Source organism: Acetobacterium sp. (assembly GCF_041752335.1).
Lineage (GTDB): Bacteria > Bacillota > Clostridia > Eubacteriales > Eubacteriaceae > Acetobacterium.
Map to the genome: position 1 here is coordinate 63,288 of NZ_JBGSHG010000091.1, position 19,178 is coordinate 82,465.

The window sequence follows — 19,178 nt, forward strand, 5'->3', positions numbered from 1 at the left end:
CGTGTTTCGTACCTTTGTCATCCTGATTATTGGGACGATCACGATTGTTACTGCTTATTTAGCAGTAACAAATTTTGGACACGAATTTGGAAAAGTACTTGGACAAGAAGAAATTGAAAATGCCGGTCAAACCCTGACAAATTATGAAGAGTCAAAAGCAATCTATATCGGTGATCAGAAATACTTACCAGATCCCGATGTATATACGTTTCTTCTCGGTGGGGTTGACAAGTTTGGCACGGTAACAGAAAGTGATTCCTACATTAATAATGAGCAGATCGACTTTCTCGCCCTGATTGCCTACGATAAAAACAAAAACAGCTGTAAAATTTTGATTATCAACCGCGACACGATGATGGAAGTACCGGTACTTGGCTTAGGCGGCAAAAGCGCCGGCACCGCCTATCAACAAATTGCTTTGTCTCATACTTATGGAACCGGCCTGAAAGATAGTGCGGAAAATACCGTCAACGCCGTGGAAAAACTGCTGGGCGGCATCACCGTCGACAATTACGCGATTATGAAAATGGATGCCATTCCCATCTTAAATGATATGGTGGGCGGGGTTCAGGTTGTGATCACGGAAGATCTCAGCGTCATTGATCCCAGTTTTGTACCGGCGCCTCCGGAGACCTCGGAGACCCCGGTGACCCCGGTGAACTTAACCGGCGATTTGGCCTTGCAATTTATCCGCCGCCGGATGGATGTCGCGGACGGCACCAATTTATCGCGGATTCGTCGGCAGGAACAGTATATTAACGGCTTTTATAACAATTTAAGACTGCGGGTGGCCGAAAACGGCAATTTTCTAGTTAAAGCCTTTGGTACCGTGGAAGATTATCTGACCACCGATTGTGATTATGTGAAGATGAATGAGTTTCAGAACTATATTAAAACCTATCCCGAAGCAGCCATTTATACGATGGCCGGCGAAGCCCGACAGGGCCCGGAATTTATTGAGTTTTACCCGGATCAGGGAAATTTGACCCAGGTAACCGTTGATCTTTTTTATAAGCTGGCAGAATAGCATGGCAGCAATTTTTATTGGTTAGAGGTATTTTGAAAATGGGGTAAGCGATGTATAAGGTCTATAAGGAAAGTTGGTTAAAGTATTATAAGTTTACAATAAGCGATTTTATCTGTATGAATATTACATTTTTATTACCGCTTATCAGTGGCATTATTACTAAAAACAACTACCGGTCGTATTTTGGATTGGCAATGATTATGTGTTTATGTTTTTATATTTACGTTATCCTAAACGATGCTTATAAGAATATTTACTGCCGCGGTTATTTCGTTGAAGCGACGTCGGTCTTATATCAGGTCAGTTTAATTTATGGATGGGTCATCTTTATTACCTTTCTTTTAAAAACCACCGCTACTTATTCACGGCTGAGTTTAACCTTCATGTATTTATTGACATTAGTGCTGACCTATTCGGTCAGGAGCCTGATTAAGGCAACCAGCAAAAAGCGTTTAAATAATAATGAGAATGCCAAGAAGGGGGTCGTGTTTACGTTCAGCGATCGCCTGGATGAACTGGACAACATTATTACTACCGTTCAAAATAATGATTGCAAGGATTACCATTTCAACCGGGTGGTGGTACTGGATAATCAGCCGGTCGACGGTTGTAAGATTCCCCAATTGCCATCTAAAGAGGCGGCCTATAAATATATCAAAAGAAATGTGGTTGACGATGTGCTGATCTTTGCCAATCATTACAATGAACTGATTTATGAAATCGAAGAAACCTGTATTTCAATGGGTGTAGTGGTCCATTATGTGCTGGGTGAACGAAAGAGTAAATATCCGAAAAAAGAAATCGTTGAGGAGTTTGGTCAGTATAAAATTGTCACCAGTGGTTTAAATGTCATCAGTGCCCGGCAATTGCTTGTTAAGCGGGCAATTGATATCATCGGCAGCCTGGTGGGCTTGCTGATTATGGCAATCTGTTGTCTCTTTGTGGCCCCGCTGATTTACATTAAGAGCCCCGGGCCCATCTTTTACTCCCAAACCCGGGTGGGGATCAACGGGCGGCCCTTTAAAATCTATAAGTTCCGGTCGATGTATCCCGACGCCGAAAAGCGCAAAGCGGAATTGATGTCCCGCAATAAAATGAGCGGACTGATGTTTAAGGTGGATAATGATCCCCGGATCATCCCCATAATCGGGCAGTTTATCCGGACCACCAGCATTGATGAACTACCGCAGATGTGGAATGTCTTAAAAGGCGAGATGTCGCTGGTGGGCACCCGGCCGCCGACGCTAGATGAGTTTAATGAGTATAGCTTTCACCATAAGTCACGACTGGCAATGAAGCCGGGGATTACCGGGTTATGGCAGATTAGTGGCCGCAGTGAAGTGACCAGTTTTGAAGACGTCGTGGCGCTGGATAATCAATATATCAGTGAGTGGCGGATGGGGTCGGATGTGAAGATACTGTTTAAGACGGTGATGGTGGTGGTTGGGCGGTGTGGAGCGGTGTGAGGATGAAGGGATAAATGATCCACTGTGGGGGGACTATGGTGGATTTTTTATTGGGAAAAGTGAGTTAAAAGCGTGGGTCAGAAATGTTTTGATGGCTGATAGAAAGACGAGAAGCTTAGGTTAATAAAAATAGTTACTTTCTTTCGAAAATATTGAAAATATTTAGAAAATACAGGATAAAGGTATTGTCAGTAGCGGTGAAGTAAAGGAAATAAAATATGGAAGATATAAAAGAGAAAAATCGATATAGTATTCTTAATACATATGTAAACGCAATCTCTATGGATGACACGATTGCTGAAGTAGAAAGTATTATTAAGAGACGTATTCCGACACAGCACGTTGTTATTAATGCGTCAAAAGTAAATCTCATGCAGAAAGATAAAGAACTCCGTAAAATTGTAAATTCTTGCCCTCTGATAAATGCAGATGGAGCATCCATTGTATGGGCAGCTAAAAATTTAGGTATTCCACTGAAAGAGCGAGTAACAGGAATAGATCTATTCAACAGGCTTGTGGAACTTGCTCACCAAAAAGAGTATAAGATATATCTTTTTGGTGCAAAAGAAGAAGTCATAGTCAAAGTAAAGAGAATATTCGAAGAAAAATACCCTAATCTACAAGTAGTAGGCTATCGAAATGGATATTTTACAGAAAAGGATGAACCGGAAATCGTTAAGAATATGGAAGAGTCAGGAGCAGATATGATGTTTGTAGCTTTTTCGTCGCCTAAGAAAGAATATTGGGTGAATAAGTATCTGCAACAGCTTAAGATACCGTTTGTTATGGGAGTTGGTGGGAGCTTCGACGTTGTAGCTGGTCTTGTCAACAGAGCTCCGATGTGGATGCAAAATAACAATTTAGAATGGTTCTATAGATTTATACAAGAACCAAGGAGAATGTGGAAACGCTATATTGTAGGTAATACAAAATTTGTTGTATTGACATATAGAACGAAAGCTAAATTAAAGACAGCAAATTGGAGGTTCTGATAATGATTAATGTTATTGGGTTAGGATATATTGGATTGCCGACAGCTCTTATGATGGCATCACATGGCATTGAGATAGTTGGTACAGATTGCAATAAGGAACTAATTCAGACTTTAAATGCTGGGAAAACTACTTTTAAGGAAGACGGTTTGGATGAGCTGTTCCAAGATGCAGTTAATACCGGTATTAAGTTTTCGACAGTGTATCAAGAGACAGATACTTATATTGTGACTGTTCCAACACCATATGATGTATTTAGCAAAAAGATAGACGCAAAGTATGTTCAAGCAGCTGTTAAGTGCGTCATGGAAGTGTGCCTTAAAGGTTCGATAATAGTTATCGAGTCTACGATTTCACCCGGTACAATTGACAAACATGTTCGTCCTTTAGTTGAAGAAAAAGGATTTATTATAGGCCAGGATATCAATTTGGTACATGCTCCTGAACGAATTATTCCAGGTAATATGATTTATGAATTATTGCATAACAATCGTACTATAGGGGCTGATAGCAGAGAAATTGGAGAAAAAATTAAAAATTTTTATTCTTCATTCTGCCAAGGTGAAATTGTTGTGACAGATATTTGTACAGCTGAGATGACGAAAGTTATTGAGAATACTTACCGTGATATCAATATTGCTTATGCTAATGAGCTTGCAAAGATTTGTCGTTCTGATAATTTGGACGTTTATGAAATTATCAGAATTGCCAACAAGCATCCACGTGTAAATATTCTTTCACCAGGCCCAGGTGTTGGCGGTCACTGTATTTCTGTTGATCCTTGGTTCTTGGTTGGTGATTATCCTGGTCTCGCGAATATCATTTTAGCAGCTAGAAAGATTAATGATTCGATGCCTGAGTTTGTCTTGGAGAGAATCTATGACATTATGAAAGAAACCAGAATAACCGACGTAAGTCGTGTTGGTTTTTATGGTCTGACATATAAAGAAAATGTCGACGATATGAGAGAATCGCCGACTCTTCAGATGTTAGAGACCATGGAAAAACACTTATGTGGTAATCTTGTAAAGGTCTATGATCCATTTATTGAAATAGATATTATCCCGAATCAGATGCATGATTTAGATGAATTCCTTGAAGCTGTTGATTTGGTTGTCCTCCTTGTTGGCCATGATGAAATCAAGAATAATATGGATAAATTGAAAGATAAAGTTATTCTTGATACTAGAAAAATTTGCGACTTAGAGGGGACGTATAGATTGTAAATTTAGGAGTATTCACTGAACGTATATAAATTGTATAAAGTATCGAGATTCTAATATCTTCATCACATTCCATTTTTACCACAAGTTATAAAAATATTGATCAGAATACTTTGGGCATCAGTTATACCTTTTCAAGCTTATATTGGTGAAGGAACAGTTTTTGGTTACCAAGGTTTACAAAATAAAGGGTGTCATATCTCGCAGAATGTTACATTAGGCGGTACATCTAACATTTATGAAGTACCGGTGCTTGGAGATAATGTGAGTATAGGTACGGGTGCAAATATAAAAGGACCGGTTCATGTTGGAAATAATATTATTGTTGGTGCTGGTGCCGTGATCTTAAATGATTTACCAGATATTTGTTGGCAGTAGGCGTGCTGCAAAGATTGTGAAACATAGTAATAATGTAGGGGGCAATTAGTAGTGAAAAAGATAATGCTTGTATTTGGTACACGTCCTGAAGCAATTAAAATGTGCCCTCTGGTACATGAATTAAAAAAAAGGGAAAGTATTAAGTCAATTGTTTGTGTTACAGGCCAGCATCGTCAGATGTTAGATCAGGTACTGGAAACTTTCCATGTTGTGCCTGATTATGATCTTTCTATTATGAAGGATAAGCAGTCTCTCTTTGATGTTACTGTAAATATTCTTGAGAGTATCAAAGCTGTATTAGAAGAAGTAAAGCCTGATGTTTGCTTGGTGCATGGGGATACAACCACTTCATTTGTGACATCTCTTGCATGTTTCTATCTCCAGATACCAGTCGGTCATGTTGAAGCCGGTCTTCGCACATATAATATCTATTCTCCATATCCGGAAGAGTTTAACCGACAGGCTGTAGGTATTATCAGTCGGTTCAATTTTGCACCAACAGAGTTGGCAAAGAAACATCTTCTTGATGAGGGAAAAGATGCTTCCACCATTTATGTTACTGGAAATACAGTTATTGATGCTATGCAGTATACGGTAATAGAAGATTATCATCATCCGGAGTTGGATTGGGTTGGTAATGGAAGAATGATTTTTATTACAGCTCACAGAAGAGAAAATCTTGGACAGCCAATGCATAATATGTTTCGGGCAATCCGCAGAGTACTGGATGAGCACCCCGATGTAAAAGCAATCTATCCGATTCATATGAACCCTATTGTACGTAAGGCTGCTGATGAAGAACTCGGAGATAGCAAGCAGATCCGTATCATTGAGCCAATTGAAGTATTTGACTGTCATAATTTTGAGGCAAGATGTCATTTGTGCCTGACAGACTCCGGTGGAATCCAAGAGGAGTGTCCTACTTATGGTAAACCTGTTCTTGTTATGCGAGACACAACAGAAAGACCTGAAGGGGTAGATGCGGGTACATTGAAACTTGTTGGAACAAATGAAGATATGATTTATGAGTGGTTCACAAAACTGCTCGATGATGAGGAAGAGTATGCAAAGATGGCTCATGCAGCAAATCCGTATGGCGATGGTCATGCAAGTGAAAGAATTGCAGATGTTTTAGAAGCAGAATTATAAGAGAAGGAGGGAGCAACAGAAATGATAAAAATATTAATGTGCGGGAATCATCCGACGAATAAAGGCGGAATGACAAGTGTTATCAACCAGATTTGCGAATATGATTGGAAGCAAGATGATATTCAATTGAGCTTTATCCCAACCTTTAAACCCGGAAATTCTGCTGTTAAGATTTTGTTTTTCTGTTGCTCTTATTTTAAACTCATAAGTAAAATGATTTGCGATAGACCTGATATTGTCCATGTCCATATGTCATATAAAGGTAGTTTTACTCGTGCATTTTCAATTCATTTGTTGTGCAAACTCTTAGGGGTAAAGGATGTTATTCATCTTCATGGGTCGGAGTTTGAAAAATGGTATGATTCCTCCAGTGAGTTAAAACAAAAGAAAATCAGAAAGTTACTTAGAGAATGTAGTCAATTTATAGTTCTTGGAGATAAATGGAAAAAAGTTATTAGTCGCATTGAATCTACTACAAAAATATATGTTATTAGTAATGGTATAAAGATACCTGAAAAGACGGTTCAGTGGAGAGTTGATTGTTGTAAAATCCTATATTTAGGAGTTCTAATTCCAAGAAAAGGACTTTCTGATTTGTTAAATGCGATAAAAAGGCTAAAGGATACAGGTTCTATTAGCAATATGCATTTTATAATTGCCGGCACAGGATCCGATGAAAAGAAACTAAAAACAGAGGTTGAAAAAATGCACCTAAACGATAAGGTGGAATTTGTTGGCTGGGTTTCTGGAGATAAAAAAACATATTATTTAGAACATTGTCAGGTAATGGTGTCGCCTTCTTATAATGAAGGTCTTCCCATTTCCATTCTAGAAGCTGCGAGTTATGGGATGCCTATTGTAGCGACAGATGTTGGAGATATAGCATCTGTTGTTTTAGATAATATCAGCGGTTTTTTAATTAGACCTGGTGATATTGAAGCATTAACGGATGCATTAGGAAAAGTATCAATGAAAGAAAACTATAAAAATATGTCTATTAATGCTAGATGTATAGCTGTAGATAAATTTTCTATTGACATTTTTTTGAAAAAACTATTTGAAGTATACAGAAATGTTTATCTGTCAAAATAAATCATTGAGATAATAATAAAGAGGAATGTAAATTGGAAATTTTATACTATTTTCGGCAACAACAAACTCCGATGTATTTGTGGCAAAATGTTCACTTTATTGATGAATTGAGCCACCACGGTATTAATATTGAAGTTTTTAATCCGCTGAATTTTAAAAATGTTGATCTTGCTAATGCAAATCTTATAGGACAGTTACAAGAAAAGAAATATGACATGTTTATGACATGCCACAATGAGAAACTGTTATATATAGACACATTGAAGGAAATAAAAAAGCTTGGTATTCCGAATCTTTTAATTTGTTTTGATAATCTTCTTATTCCATATGAACATAAAAAGGTATGTGCATACTTTGATTTGGTATGGTTAACTGCAATTGAAACCAAGCATATGTTTGATCGTTGGGGAGCCAAGACTGTTTTTTCGCCGTATGCTGCAAATCCTTATAAATATTATTACAAGGTAGCTGATTTAGAGCGCAATAAGATGGTCTTTAATGGAACTCCTTATGGTAGTAGGGCTAATATGATAAATAACATTACCAGCGCTGGTATACCAGTTGATGTTTACGCAAATGTAAATAATGGTAAAGTGGTAAAGAAAAAGCATACCATTACGGAATATATGCAGAAAATGGTAAGGTTTTTTTCGTTCTCTATAGGAAGAAAAGTTCTTTGGTCTGCTTTAAAGCAAAAAGTAAGAAAACATTCCTTCATTAAAGATAATAACTCCTTGGTTATTCGTCCAGGCGTGGAATTTGATGAAATATCAAAACTATATTCAGAATATTCACTGTCTTTATCCAGCACATCAGCGAGAGACACAGGTATTTTAAAAAATTCAGTCGAAGTGATTGTGCTGAGATGTTTCGAAATACCTATGAGCGGCGGTATACTATTTTGCAAATATAATGAAGAACTGTCGAGGTATTTTGAAGAAGATAAGGAAATAATTTTTTACAGAACAGAAGAGGAAATGATACGGAAAGCAAAATACTATTTAGACCCAAAAAGAGATGCTGAAAGAAAACAAATAAGAATGTGTGCGAGAAAACGTGCGGAAAGTGAGCATACTTGGATGAAAAGATTCGAATTGGTCTTTTCGGAATTAGGACTTCTTTATAAGGAATAAGGCATTTTAGGCAGGCAAAGAAAGGGGTATAGATTATGAAGGTAGTTCATATAGAATCGGGTTTGGGAAATCAAATGCTGGGGTATGTAGAGTATCTTGCAATTAAGAAAAATCATCCCACAGAAAAATGTTATATAGAAACAATTATTTATGAAATACCAGAAGCCTCGGAATATATATGTCAGTGGAATGGATATGAGCTGGATAGAATATTCGGGCTTGATTTGCCTAATATTAGAGACTTGTTTTCAGATGAGGCATGGGAAAAGGTTATTGATGCTGTAAAAGAAAGTAGATTTTGGGAACATTCCTGGAATTATCCGGAAGCGATAGTAAATGCTTTAAATATATATGGTAATTTGAATTTAAGTAATATTTGCGTTTCTAATGATATTAAGCGAAATAGAGGGTGGTTACGAGAAAAGTTGTCAGAATTCTTCAAGACAGATTTAGGATATAACATTCGACGCAAAATAATAGAGTATAACCCAAATAGAATTATAGCAAGAACAAAACTACCAGAACGATTATTTTTTGTTGATGAAAGAGACTTGCTATGCGGATTTACATTACTATTTAGATTTAGAGGAAATCAAATTGAAACTTTAGAAAAAGAAATACGGAAATCGTTTGTGTTTCCAGAATTTATTGAAAATAATAATATAGAAGTAGCTAATCAAATCATGTCTTCAGATTCCGTAGCAATTCATGTCCGGAGAGGAGATATGGTCGGAGGTACCCAAAAGTATAACAGCGGGGGATATTTCCGGAGAGCTGTAAAATTAATAAAAAGAGAAGTGTCTAATCCGCAATTTTATATTTTTAGTGATCCTGATAGTGTGACATGGGCAAAAAACAATCTGAAAATGCTTGGATTAAACCGGGATGATTGTATTAAATTTGTTGATTGGAATAAAGGGAAAGAAAGCTATAGAGATATGCAGCTTATGACTCTGTGTAAGAATTGTATAATAACATTGAGCTCTTTTAGTTGGTGGTCTGCTTTTCTAATTGATTATAAAAATAAGATAACAGTTTCGCCTGAGGTTCAGATAAATACAACACATCATTGTTGAGTTACAGGAGACGGAGCTATGGCAATACCAAAAAAAATACATTATGTTTGGGTTGGGAATGGTCAAAAATCACCGTTGATACAGAAGTGTATTGATTCATGGAAAAGAGTTCTTCCAGATTACGATATCATCGAGTGGAATGAAAGTAATTACGATATTCATAAAAATCCATATATTGATAAGGCTTATTCAGAGAGAAAGTGGGCGTTTGTAGCTGACTATATCAGGTTTGATGTTCTCTATGAATATGGGGGGATTTATTTTGATACAGATGTTGAATTGATAAGAGAGATTCCGGAAACAATTATTCAGTATAAAGCGTTTGCTGGTTTTGAAGACATGGGATATGTTAATCCAGGATTAGTGTTTGCATGTGAACCAAGATGTTTAATAGTGAAGGAAATACTAGATTCATTTGATGGTGATGTATTTGATGATAAAGAACATTTATATACAATAAATGAACGAATGTCAGATGTGTTAGATAGGTATGGACTTGTGCGAAATAATCAGTTTCAAATAGTTGAAGATATTGCTATATATCCTTCTGATTTTTTCTGTGCATATGATCAGATTTTAAAAGAACCTTGTATAACTGACAATACTATTTCTGTACATCATTATGCAGCAACCTGGAGAAGTAATGGACTCAAGTTTAAAATGAAGCTTAGAAATATAATAAAGCATGTAATTGGGCGAAAAAACTTCATTAGATTAATTGAACTGAAACAACGATTCAAGTAGCCTAGATTGGGAGAAAATGGACTTGAAATTAAAGATAAAACGTATAAACATTCAGATTTATTTTATTTTGATTATATCCATGTCTTATCTGTATCTTATTGACATTAAGACAGGAATTCTAGGTGTGACATATGAAAATATAAGTTATTTAATATGCCTTGTATGGTGTTCATATTGGATATGGAAAACATCATGGAAAAAGAAGGGGAAATTTGAATATACGCCTTGGGTTCTGGGGGGCATAGGGTTAGTATTAGTTTGCATGATTCAAAGTTCTATTTTATACCATCAAAGTATAGTAGATACATTGAGTCCGCAGAGAAGAATATTGGTCTGGTCATTGGTGTATTTTGCAATCTCGAGTATATTAAAAAATGGGTATATAAACAAGAGTTCTTTTGTAAAAATTTTAGAGAATATTGGAATAATACAGCTGTTACTGTGCTTTATACAGTACTTCCTTTCACAAAACGTGGAGCTTCTTCATGTTTACACAATAAATAGTACGGCTAGAGGACTAAGGTATTATTATATGCCAATACTATTTGTTTTTTTAATGTTTGTGAAATTGGATAGTTTTACAACTGATAAGGGAATAAGAAAAATTAAAGATTTAGTCATTATTGCAGCAATACTTTTGGAGATTGTAGTAGTTCAGAAATATCGTATGACCAGTATTGGCCTTTTGATTTGTTTGATTATATTTGTTTTATTGATGATAAATAGGCAACAATATAAGATTGGATATGTCATTTTAGGATGTATAGTTGTTGGATTTTTAATAAGCACCGATTATTATCAGAACATTTTGAACGCGATATTTTCTGGCGGAGATGCTTATTTAGCTACTAGAACGAGTGGCAGAACCTTTTATTTGGCATCAATTGCTAGCCATCCAATCCTAGGTTGTGGTTATCCTAGTGCAAGTAATGTATTATCATTGAATGCGTCTGGAAATAATGAAGGCATCTTATTAAATGATAATGGTCTTATAGGTTTTGTTTATTTGTATGGTTCTTTTGGATTAGTCTGGTTTATAACATTATGGATTAAGTTGCTACGAAATGGATGGAGTATATTTAAGAAATATAATTTAATGGTGTATTTCTTGTTTCCATTATTTTTTATCATTACCAGTTTGACAGAAGCTCATTGGTATTGGGAACATGGATATTTCTTCTTGATGATTTTTCTTGCTCTAATTGAGGAATATAAGGGAGCTGATGATAACAATAATAATTGTTGCTGAGTAGATAAATCCCTTTGTTACATGGCGAATAGAATGGAGGCTGAATTTAGTATTTATGGTTAGTCAAAAGTCAATTAAGAAGAACATGTTTATGAGTATAATCCTGACTACTTCGAACTTTATTTTTCCTCTAATTACTTATTCATATGTAGCACGAGTTTTGGGAACAGTAGGGACGGGAAAAGTTGCTTTTGTAAATTCTATTTTGTCTTATTTTTTATATATTGCCATATTAGGAATACCTGGGTATGGGCTTAGAGAATGTGCCAAAATTCGAGATGATAAAGAGAAGCTATCACATTTGGTTCAAGAATTATTGATTATAAACTTAATATCTACTGCTATCGCATATGCATGCTTAACTGCCGCGGTTTTATCAGTTCCTAAATTAGAGAGTTATAAAGCTCTCTTTGTTATAATGGGAGTTTACATTTTCTTGAATACAATAGGTTTAGAATGGGTTTATAATGCTTTAGAGGAGTATAGATATATTACTATACGCTCTATTACATTCAAGATAATATCTGTGGTGCTAACATTTTTATTAATCCGTTCAGAAAGCGATTATTTGTTTTATGGCTTCTTGACGATTTTTACCATGTCAGCATCATATATTTTAAATTTTATAAATTTAAGGAAATATGTTTCGCTAAAGAAAAAAGCCAAGTACAATCTGAAACGACATTTGAAGCCCATTATGTTTTTTTTCTCAGCGTCAATTATTATAACATTGTATTCCAACTTTGACGTTTCTATGCTGGGGTTTATTGGTACTGAAGAGCAGGTTGGATTATATTATGCAGCACTTAAAATAAAAGCGATGATTTTATCGCTTTCTACCGCAGTCACGGCTGTTATTGTGCCAAGAATGTCGTATTATATAAAAAATGGCAATAAAGAGCTTGCGAAGAATTTGACGGAAAAATCCTTGAGAGTCTCATTTCTTTTGGCGATCCCTATTGCGTTATATGTAGTAGTATTTGCAGAAAACTGTATTGCATTTTTATGTGGAAGCGAATTCCTTCCGGTAGCAAATACATTGAGAGTACTCATGGTATGCATAGTACCGTTGGTCATGAGTAATCTGTTTGGCAATCAGATTCTTATTCCACTTGGAGATGAAAAAAGATATTCCCTGAGTGTTTTTGTTGGAATGTGGATAAACATAATTTTGAATGCAATTATGATTCCGTTTTGGGGGGCGTTTGGCGCTGCTATTGGAACGTTAGTAACAGAAAGCTGGAACGTACTTTGTATGAGCGGTGGCTTAGCCAAAGAATATAGAATGTATATTTTTTCTAGAATTACATTGTGGAAATATTTTGTTCCGTTGATATTAGCAACGGTAATAAGTTTTATAGTTGGTAGATTTATAAGTGGAGTGTATGTAATAGTACAATTAGCTTTGACAGGAAGTGTTTTTTTCATAGTTTATTATGTCTCTTTGCTAATAATTAAAGAACCTATCCTGATGCAGGTATGTGATAAAATGAAAAGGAGATTTAAAGATGAATGAAATATGTATTTTAACGCAGTAGAATTTTCTGAAGAATATCTGTAGGAGAGGAGGCTCTTTTTATGATCAGTGAAGATTCTAATATATATATAGCAGGTCATCGAGGTATGGCTGGATCCGCAATATACAGAAAGTTAATTGAAAAAGGGTATACAAATTTTGTACTAAGAACGTCTAAAGAACTGGATTTAACAGTACAGGCGGATGTAGAGCAGTTTTTCAACAAAGAAAAACCGGACATTGTTATTTTGGCGGCAGCTAAAGTTGGAGGTATTATGGCCAATATCCAGTCGCCAGCTGTTTTCCTTTATGATAATTTGATGATTCAGAATAATATTATCAATTCAGCGTATAAAAATGGAGTAAAGAAACTGGTATTTCTTGGCTCTTCATGTATTTATCCGCGGGAGTGTCCGCAACCGATGAAAGAGGAGTATCTTCTAGACGGTAAGGTTGAGCCTACGAATGAAGGATATGCTATCGCAAAGATTGCGGGAATAAAGTTGTGTGAAATGTATAATCGTCAATATGGCACTGATTATATAAGTATCATGCCATGTAATCTTTATGGAATCGGAGATAGTTTTGACCTGGTTCGTTCACATGTTGTAGCAGCTACGATTAGGAAATTCCATGAAGCTAAGATAAATAATTCTCCAACAGTAACTATCTGGGGAACTGGAAAGGCAAGGAGAGAATTACTTTTTGTTGATGACATGGCAGATGCGTGCGTTTATCTGATGGAATCATATTCAGGCAATGATTTCTTTAATGTAGGAACCGGATCAGATGTATCTATTACAGATCTTTCGCTGATTGTAAAGGATATTGTGGGTTATGAAGGTGAACTTGTTTATGATAAAACAAAACCAGATGGCATGCCGCAGAAACTAATGGATTGTTCTAAATTGACTGAGAACGGCTGGAAATATCAGACTGAACTTAGGGATGGCATTGCAAAGACATATCAGTGGTATATCGATAACTACGAGAGGTTTAATTAAAGGTGAAATAAGAAATGGAGAAAATTGGTGTTGGTTTTGCATCAGTAACAGATATAGAAAAAAAGTATGTTATGGATGCCCTAGATGATGAAAGATTGTCTCAAGGAAAGTATGTTCAGAAATTTGAGAGAGAATTTGCATTGGTTCACGGCCAGAAATATGGCGTTATGTGCAATAGCGGAACATCAGCCCTTCACCTGGCACTTGAGACACTTAAAGAGGTTGACGGCTGGGATGAAAATACGGAAGTGATTGTCCCTACAATTACATTTATTGCGACATCAAACTCAGTTTTACACACTGGGCTGAAGGTTGTGTTTGTGGATGTGGAACCTGATACCTATAACATGGATCCTAAAGAAATAGAAAAACACATAACGGATAATACAAAGTGCATCATCCCCGTACATACCTTCGGTATGCCTTGCAATATGAATGCAATAATGGAAATCGCTAAGAAACACAATTTGAGAGTGGTCGAGGATTGTGCGGAAGCTCATTTTGCCAAGGTGGATGATAAACCGGTTGGTAGCTTTGGCGTTATCACATGTTTTAGCACATACGTTGCACACACCATTACAACAGGAATCGGTGGTGTTGTTTGTACAAGCGATAAAAATTATATGGAGATTCTACGTTCGCTTGTTGCTCATGGCAGAGCATGTACTTGCGAAAGATGTGTTGCATCTGATGGAAAAACTGTTTGCCCTAAACGGATGCAGTCGGATTTAGATCGACGGTTCACTTTTATTAGAATCGGTTACAGCTATCGTGTTGGTGAAATTGAGGGTGCGTTAGGTTTAGCCCAATTAGAGAGAAAAGATGAAATTATGGGTAAGAGACATGAAAATGCAAACTATTTGATTAATGGCTTGGAAAAATATGAAAACTTGATTCAATTACCTAGGCATCCAGAAAATATTGAACATACATATATGATGTTCCCAATTGTTATCAAGTCTTCCACAGGTATCACAATGAAGGAATTCGTAAAATATCTTGAAAAATGCAATATTGAAACGCGTCCGATGCTACCGTTATTGAATCAGCCAATTTATATAGAACTGTTTGGTGATATTGAAAAAGATTATCCAGTTGCAGAATATATAGATCATTATGGTTTTTATATTGGTTGTCATCATGGATTAACAATAGAACAATTAGACTATCAAATTGAAATGATAGGTAAATATCTTGATGCTTATGCGAATGAAAAGGGAGATAAATAAAATGGAAAAAGTTGCGTTAATTACAGGTGTAACTGGTCAAGACGGTTCTTATCTATCGGAATTTTTATTAGAAAAAGGGTATGATGTGCATGGTGTCATCCGCCGTTCGTCAGTAGATTATAGGGAAAGAGTTGCACATTTAGAAGATAATCCTGACTTTCACTTGCACTATGGTGATTTGAGTGATGCGATTAGTTTAATAAAAGTGATTGGAATAGTTAGACCGGACGAAATCTATAATTTAGCAGCACAGAGCCATGTTGGCGTTTCTTTTGATGTTCCTGAGTATACTGCAGATGTTGTTGCTATAGGAGTTTTGCGAGTATTAGAGGCTGTTAGAATTTGTGGATTAGAGAAAACCTGTAGGATTTATCAAGCATCAACTTCTGAATTATATGGAAAGGTTGAAGAAGTTCCGCAGAAAGAGACGACGCCATTTCATCCTTATAGTCCTTATGCTGTTGCAAAGCAGTATGGTTTTTGGATTATTAAAGAATATAGAGAAGCATATAACATGTTTTGTTGCTCTGGAATATTATTTAATCATGAATCTGAGCGAAGAGGGGAGACCTTTGTTACACGAAAAATTTCTTTAGCTGCCGCGCGAATTGCTCAAGGAAAGCAAGATAAATTGTTTCTCGGGAATCTATCAAGTTTACGTGATTGGGGTTATGCTAAAGATTATGTTGAATGCATGTGGTTGATCCTTCAGAATAACACGCCAGATGATTTTGTTATTGCAACAGGTGAACAACACTCAGTAAGAGAGTTTTGCGAAGCGGCGTTTAGTCATGTTGGCATTGAATTAAAGTTTATTGGTGAGGGCATGGAAGAGAAGGGTATCAATAAAGAAACAGGTAGAATAGTAATTGAAGTGTCACCTGATTTTTACCGTCCAACTGATGTTGTAAACTTATGGGGAGACCCATCAAAAGCAAGAAATGAATTGGGATGGAATCCAACCAAAACTCCATTTGCTGAACTTGTTCGCATAATGGTTGAATATGATGTGAAATTTGTTGAAAAAGAGAAAACTACAAAATCAGCTGACTGATTTGTAAATATAGATGGGTTTCATAAAATAACGCAGATTATATGGAGAAAAACTATGAATATTGTTCTTTTATCAGGTGGTTCTGGAAAACGACTTTGGCCGTTATCAAATGACATCCGTTCCAAACAATTTATAAAGATTTTCAGGACCGAAAATGGTGATTATGAATCTATGGTACAAAGGGTATATCGACAGATTAAGAAAGTGGATTCTGATGCAGTGGTCACTATTGCTACTTCAAAGTCACAAGTATCTTCAATTCACAATCAGTTGGGAGAGAATGTAGGGATTTCCATTGAGCCTTGCAGAAGAGATACATTCCCTGCAATTGCTTTGGCAACAGCATACTTAACAGATGTTTGTGGGATATCCGAAGAGGAATCGGTGATAGTTTGCCCAATTGACTCTTATGTAGAATCGAATTATTTTGAAGCATTAAAAGAACTTCAGAATCTTGCAGAAAAAGGTGATGCGAACTTGGTGTTAATGGGAATTGAACCAACCTACTCGAGTGAGAAATATGGTTATATCATTCCAGAAAGCAAAGATAATGTAAGTAAGGTTTCTACCTTCAAAGAAAAACCTGATGTAGCGACAGCAAAATCCTATATTAGTCAAGGGGCACTCTGGAATGGTGGTGTGTTTGCATATAAACTGAAGTACGTGCTGAATAAGGCACACGCATTAATCGATTTTACAGATTATCAAGATTTATTTGCGAAATATGAAACCTTGTCTAAAATTAGTTTTGATTATGCAGTGGTTGAAAAGGAAGATAATATTCAGGTGATGCGTTTTGCGGGGGGATGGAAAGACCTTGGAACCTGGAATACACTGACAGAAGCTATGCAGGAAGATATTGTTGGAGATGCTACTCTAAATGACAAATGTGAGAATGTTCATGTAATTAATGAACTGGATGTCCCTATTTTATGTATGGGGTTGAAGGATGTAGTAGTGTCTGCAAGTCCAGAGGGAATTCTGGTTTCAGATAAGGAACAGTCTAGCTACATAAAGCCATATGTGGATAAAATAGACCAGCAGATTATGTTTGCGGAAAAGTCATGGGGAAGTTTCCGGGTTCTGGACGTAGAAGATGAAAGTATGACCATTAAGATAACATTAAATCCCGGTTATAAAATGAACTACCACAGTCATGAGAGAAGGGATGAAGTCTGGACATTTATTTCTGGTAAAGGTCGAAGTGTTGTCGATGGCATGGAACAGCTGGTAACAGCGGGTGATGTTGTAACAATGCAAGCAGGTTGTAGACACACGATTCTAGCAGATACGGAATTGAAGATTGTGGAAGTGCAGCTTGGTAAGGAGATAAGTGTTCATGACAAAAATAAATATGAGCTTGAATTGTAATGCATTTTTGTTAAAACCAGCTGGACAGGATTATTTGTGGGGTGGTAGGCGTCTAAAAGACGAATTTTCTAAAGAATTTGATTTGACACCATTGGCAGAAACATGGGAATGTTCCACACATCCTGATGGAATTAGTATTGTTGCTAGTGGAGAGATGGAAGGGATGCTTTTGTCCAAAGTACTGAAAGAACATCCAGAGTATCTTGGAACCCATCCAAAAACTGATGGAGAGTTACCAATTCTTATTAAACTGATTGACGCAAAGAAGGATTTATCTGTTCAAGTTCATCCAGATGATGCCTATGCCAAAGAACATGAAATGGGATCTCTAGGCAAAAATGAAATGTGGTATGTTTTGGATGCTACAAAAGATGCCACGCTAGTATATGGTTTCTACCGTGATATGGACCAGGAGATTCTACGTAAGAGTCTGCATGAAGGCACAGTAGAAAAATATTTGCAGAAAGTGAAAATTCAAAAAGATGATGTGTTTTATATTGAATCAGGAACGGTTCATGCAATCGGGGCAGGTGCTTTGATTGCTGAAATACAGGAGAATTCAAATCTCACTTATCGTCTTTATGATTATAACCGTCTGAATAAGAATGGAAAAACAAGAGAATTACACATCGATAAGGCATTGGCGGTAGCAAATTTAAAAGGGAGTGTAGCACCGAGACAGCCTATGCGTGTATTAAAATATAAAAGAGGTTATGCATCAGAGTTTTTGTGTAGGTGCAAGTATTTCCAGGTGGAACGGGTATTGATAAATACGGAACGGACGAGGACGATGGCAGACTTCCAGACTGATGGTAATTCCTTTCAGGTTCTATTGTGCGTGGATGGTTGTGGGATCTTGTTTGATGAAAATATACCGCTTAATTTCTTTAAGGGAGATTGCATCTTTATTCCTGCAAACTCCGTACCTTTAAAATTACATGGAAAGGCACAGCTGTTAAAAGTAAGCTGCTAGTGGTAGCGGTGCCACTGAAACCTCCGAAAAATGGGTTAGCGGTGCCACTGAAACCTCCGAAAAACGAAGCCACCTGTAAATCTATACAATAACACGAATAAATATGCTCGCTCTAATCTCACAACGAAATTTATTGATTAACTACCCCATAATAGCAACTAAAATAGCCAATAGTGGGTATAAAGAAATCATGTAAAACGTTGTATACAAGGGGGTTTCAGTCCATGTTGAAAAAAAACAGACCGCAATTAGATATGTTTGATCATATCATCTTTGAGAAGTTGGTGCCCAAGGATCACCTGCTAATAAAAATTGATTCAATCATCGATTTTTCATTCATTTATGACTTGGTAAAAGATCAATATAGTCCAATTGGCCGTGGTTCGAAAGATCCGGTCATGCTGGTTAAAATTTTTCTTCTGGAATACTTGTATCGACTTTCCGATGTCGAAGTTGTAAAACGAATTCAAACAGATATTGTGTTCCGATGGTTTTTAAATCT

At 36.4% G+C, this 19,178-nt stretch carries 18 protein-coding genes; all 18 read left to right on the top strand.

Annotated features, from left to right (window positions below; genetic code table 11):
* Position 1 precedes the first annotated feature (1 nt).
* Positions 2 to 1,027, top strand: a complete 1,026-nt coding sequence (locus tag ACEW8F_RS11850; RefSeq protein WP_373483676.1) for an LCP family protein — start codon at positions 2 to 4, stop codon at positions 1,025 to 1,027.
* 50 nt (positions 1,028 to 1,077) lie between these two features.
* The gene (locus tag ACEW8F_RS11855; RefSeq protein ID WP_373483677.1) at positions 1,078 to 2,493 is read left to right on the top strand and encodes a sugar transferase; all 1,416 of its coding nucleotides are present in this window, start codon (positions 1,078 to 1,080) and stop codon (positions 2,491 to 2,493) included.
* A gap of 218 nt (positions 2,494 to 2,711) precedes the next feature.
* The gene (locus ACEW8F_RS11860) at positions 2,712 to 3,485 is read left to right on the top strand and encodes a WecB/TagA/CpsF family glycosyltransferase (protein ID WP_373483678.1); all 774 of its coding nucleotides are present in this window, start codon (positions 2,712 to 2,714) and stop codon (positions 3,483 to 3,485) included.
* A gap of 2 nt (positions 3,486 to 3,487) precedes the next feature.
* Positions 3,488 to 4,711, top strand: a complete 1,224-nt coding sequence (locus tag ACEW8F_RS11865) for a nucleotide sugar dehydrogenase (protein WP_373483679.1) — start codon at positions 3,488 to 3,490, stop codon at positions 4,709 to 4,711.
* Positions 4,712 to 4,807: 96 nt separating this feature from the next.
* A complete protein-coding gene (locus tag ACEW8F_RS11870) occupies positions 4,808 to 5,086 on the top strand; it encodes a hypothetical protein (protein ID WP_373483680.1) in 279 nt (92 codons plus the stop codon).
* 51 nt (positions 5,087 to 5,137) lie between these two features.
* Positions 5,138 to 6,235, top strand: coding sequence for a non-hydrolyzing UDP-N-acetylglucosamine 2-epimerase (gene wecB, locus ACEW8F_RS11875; protein WP_373483681.1), 1,098 nt, complete (start codon positions 5,138 to 5,140; stop codon positions 6,233 to 6,235).
* A gap of 21 nt (positions 6,236 to 6,256) precedes the next feature.
* A complete protein-coding gene (locus tag ACEW8F_RS11880) occupies positions 6,257 to 7,327 on the top strand; it encodes a glycosyltransferase family 4 protein (protein ID WP_373483682.1) in 1,071 nt (356 codons plus the stop codon).
* 32 nt (positions 7,328 to 7,359) lie between these two features.
* A complete protein-coding gene (locus ACEW8F_RS11885) occupies positions 7,360 to 8,460 on the top strand; it encodes a glycosyltransferase (protein WP_373483683.1) in 1,101 nt (366 codons plus the stop codon).
* A 35-nt stretch (positions 8,461 to 8,495) separates the two neighbouring features.
* Complete coding sequence (locus ACEW8F_RS11890; RefSeq protein ID WP_373483684.1) at positions 8,496 to 9,536, top strand: alpha-1,2-fucosyltransferase; 1,041 nt, start codon at positions 8,496 to 8,498, stop codon at positions 9,534 to 9,536.
* Positions 9,537 to 9,554: 18 nt separating this feature from the next.
* Positions 9,555 to 10,280 carry a glycosyltransferase family 32 protein gene (locus tag ACEW8F_RS11895; protein WP_373483685.1) on the top strand — a complete coding sequence of 242 codons (726 nt, stop codon included), beginning with the start codon at positions 9,555 to 9,557 and terminating at the stop codon, positions 10,278 to 10,280.
* A 22-nt stretch (positions 10,281 to 10,302) separates the two neighbouring features.
* Positions 10,303 to 11,529, top strand: a complete 1,227-nt coding sequence (locus ACEW8F_RS11900) for an O-antigen ligase family protein (RefSeq protein WP_373483686.1) — start codon at positions 10,303 to 10,305, stop codon at positions 11,527 to 11,529.
* A gap of 85 nt (positions 11,530 to 11,614) precedes the next feature.
* Entirely contained in the window at positions 11,615 to 13,045 is a 1,431-nt protein-coding gene (locus ACEW8F_RS11905) for an oligosaccharide flippase family protein (RefSeq protein WP_373483687.1), read from the top strand.
* Between the two features lie 65 nt (positions 13,046 to 13,110).
* A complete protein-coding gene (locus ACEW8F_RS11910; RefSeq protein ID WP_373483696.1) occupies positions 13,111 to 14,049 on the top strand; it encodes a GDP-L-fucose synthase family protein in 939 nt (312 codons plus the stop codon).
* A 14-nt stretch (positions 14,050 to 14,063) separates the two neighbouring features.
* Positions 14,064 to 15,278: a DegT/DnrJ/EryC1/StrS family aminotransferase gene (locus ACEW8F_RS11915; RefSeq protein ID WP_373483688.1), complete on the top strand. Its 1,215-nt coding sequence runs from the start codon at positions 14,064 to 14,066 to the stop codon at positions 15,276 to 15,278.
* Position 15,279: 1 nt separating this feature from the next.
* Complete coding sequence (gmd, locus tag ACEW8F_RS11920; RefSeq protein WP_373483689.1) at positions 15,280 to 16,332, top strand: GDP-mannose 4,6-dehydratase; 1,053 nt, start codon at positions 15,280 to 15,282, stop codon at positions 16,330 to 16,332.
* Positions 16,333 to 16,386: 54 nt separating this feature from the next.
* Positions 16,387 to 17,703 (top strand): sugar phosphate nucleotidyltransferase, encoded by a 1,317-nt coding sequence (locus ACEW8F_RS11925; protein ID WP_373483690.1) that lies wholly within the window; start codon positions 16,387 to 16,389, stop codon positions 17,701 to 17,703.
* Positions 17,672 to 18,676 carry a type I phosphomannose isomerase catalytic subunit gene (locus ACEW8F_RS11930; RefSeq protein ID WP_373483691.1) on the top strand — a complete coding sequence of 335 codons (1,005 nt, stop codon included), beginning with the start codon at positions 17,672 to 17,674 and terminating at the stop codon, positions 18,674 to 18,676. Before ACEW8F_RS11925 ends, ACEW8F_RS11930 begins: the two co-directional genes overlap by 32 nt.
* A gap of 224 nt (positions 18,677 to 18,900) precedes the next feature.
* Positions 18,901 to 19,178 (top strand): transposase (locus tag ACEW8F_RS11935; RefSeq protein WP_373483692.1); only part of this gene is annotated, 278 nt, incomplete at its 3' end.

Coding starts and splice junctions, on each gene's coding strand:
- ACEW8F_RS11925 (WP_373483690.1), top strand. CDS start 16,387: ATGAATATTGTTCTTTTATCAGGTGGTTCTGGAAAACGACTTTGGCCG.
- ACEW8F_RS11880 (WP_373483682.1), top strand. CDS start 6,257: ATGATAAAAATATTAATGTGCGGGAATCATCCGACGAATAAAGGCGGA.
- ACEW8F_RS11915 (WP_373483688.1), top strand. CDS start 14,064: ATGGAGAAAATTGGTGTTGGTTTTGCATCAGTAACAGATATAGAAAAA.
- ACEW8F_RS11930 (WP_373483691.1), top strand. CDS start 17,672: ATGACAAAAATAAATATGAGCTTGAATTGTAATGCATTTTTGTTAAAA.
- ACEW8F_RS11905 (WP_373483687.1), top strand. CDS start 11,615: ATGTTTATGAGTATAATCCTGACTACTTCGAACTTTATTTTTCCTCTA.
- ACEW8F_RS11855 (WP_373483677.1), top strand. CDS start 1,078: ATGTATAAGGTCTATAAGGAAAGTTGGTTAAAGTATTATAAGTTTACA.
- gmd (WP_373483689.1), top strand. CDS start 15,280: ATGGAAAAAGTTGCGTTAATTACAGGTGTAACTGGTCAAGACGGTTCT.
- ACEW8F_RS11895 (WP_373483685.1), top strand. CDS start 9,555: ATGGCAATACCAAAAAAAATACATTATGTTTGGGTTGGGAATGGTCAA.
- ACEW8F_RS11890 (WP_373483684.1), top strand. CDS start 8,496: ATGAAGGTAGTTCATATAGAATCGGGTTTGGGAAATCAAATGCTGGGG.
- ACEW8F_RS11865 (WP_373483679.1), top strand. CDS start 3,488: ATGATTAATGTTATTGGGTTAGGATATATTGGATTGCCGACAGCTCTT.
- ACEW8F_RS11860 (WP_373483678.1), top strand. CDS start 2,712: ATGGAAGATATAAAAGAGAAAAATCGATATAGTATTCTTAATACATAT.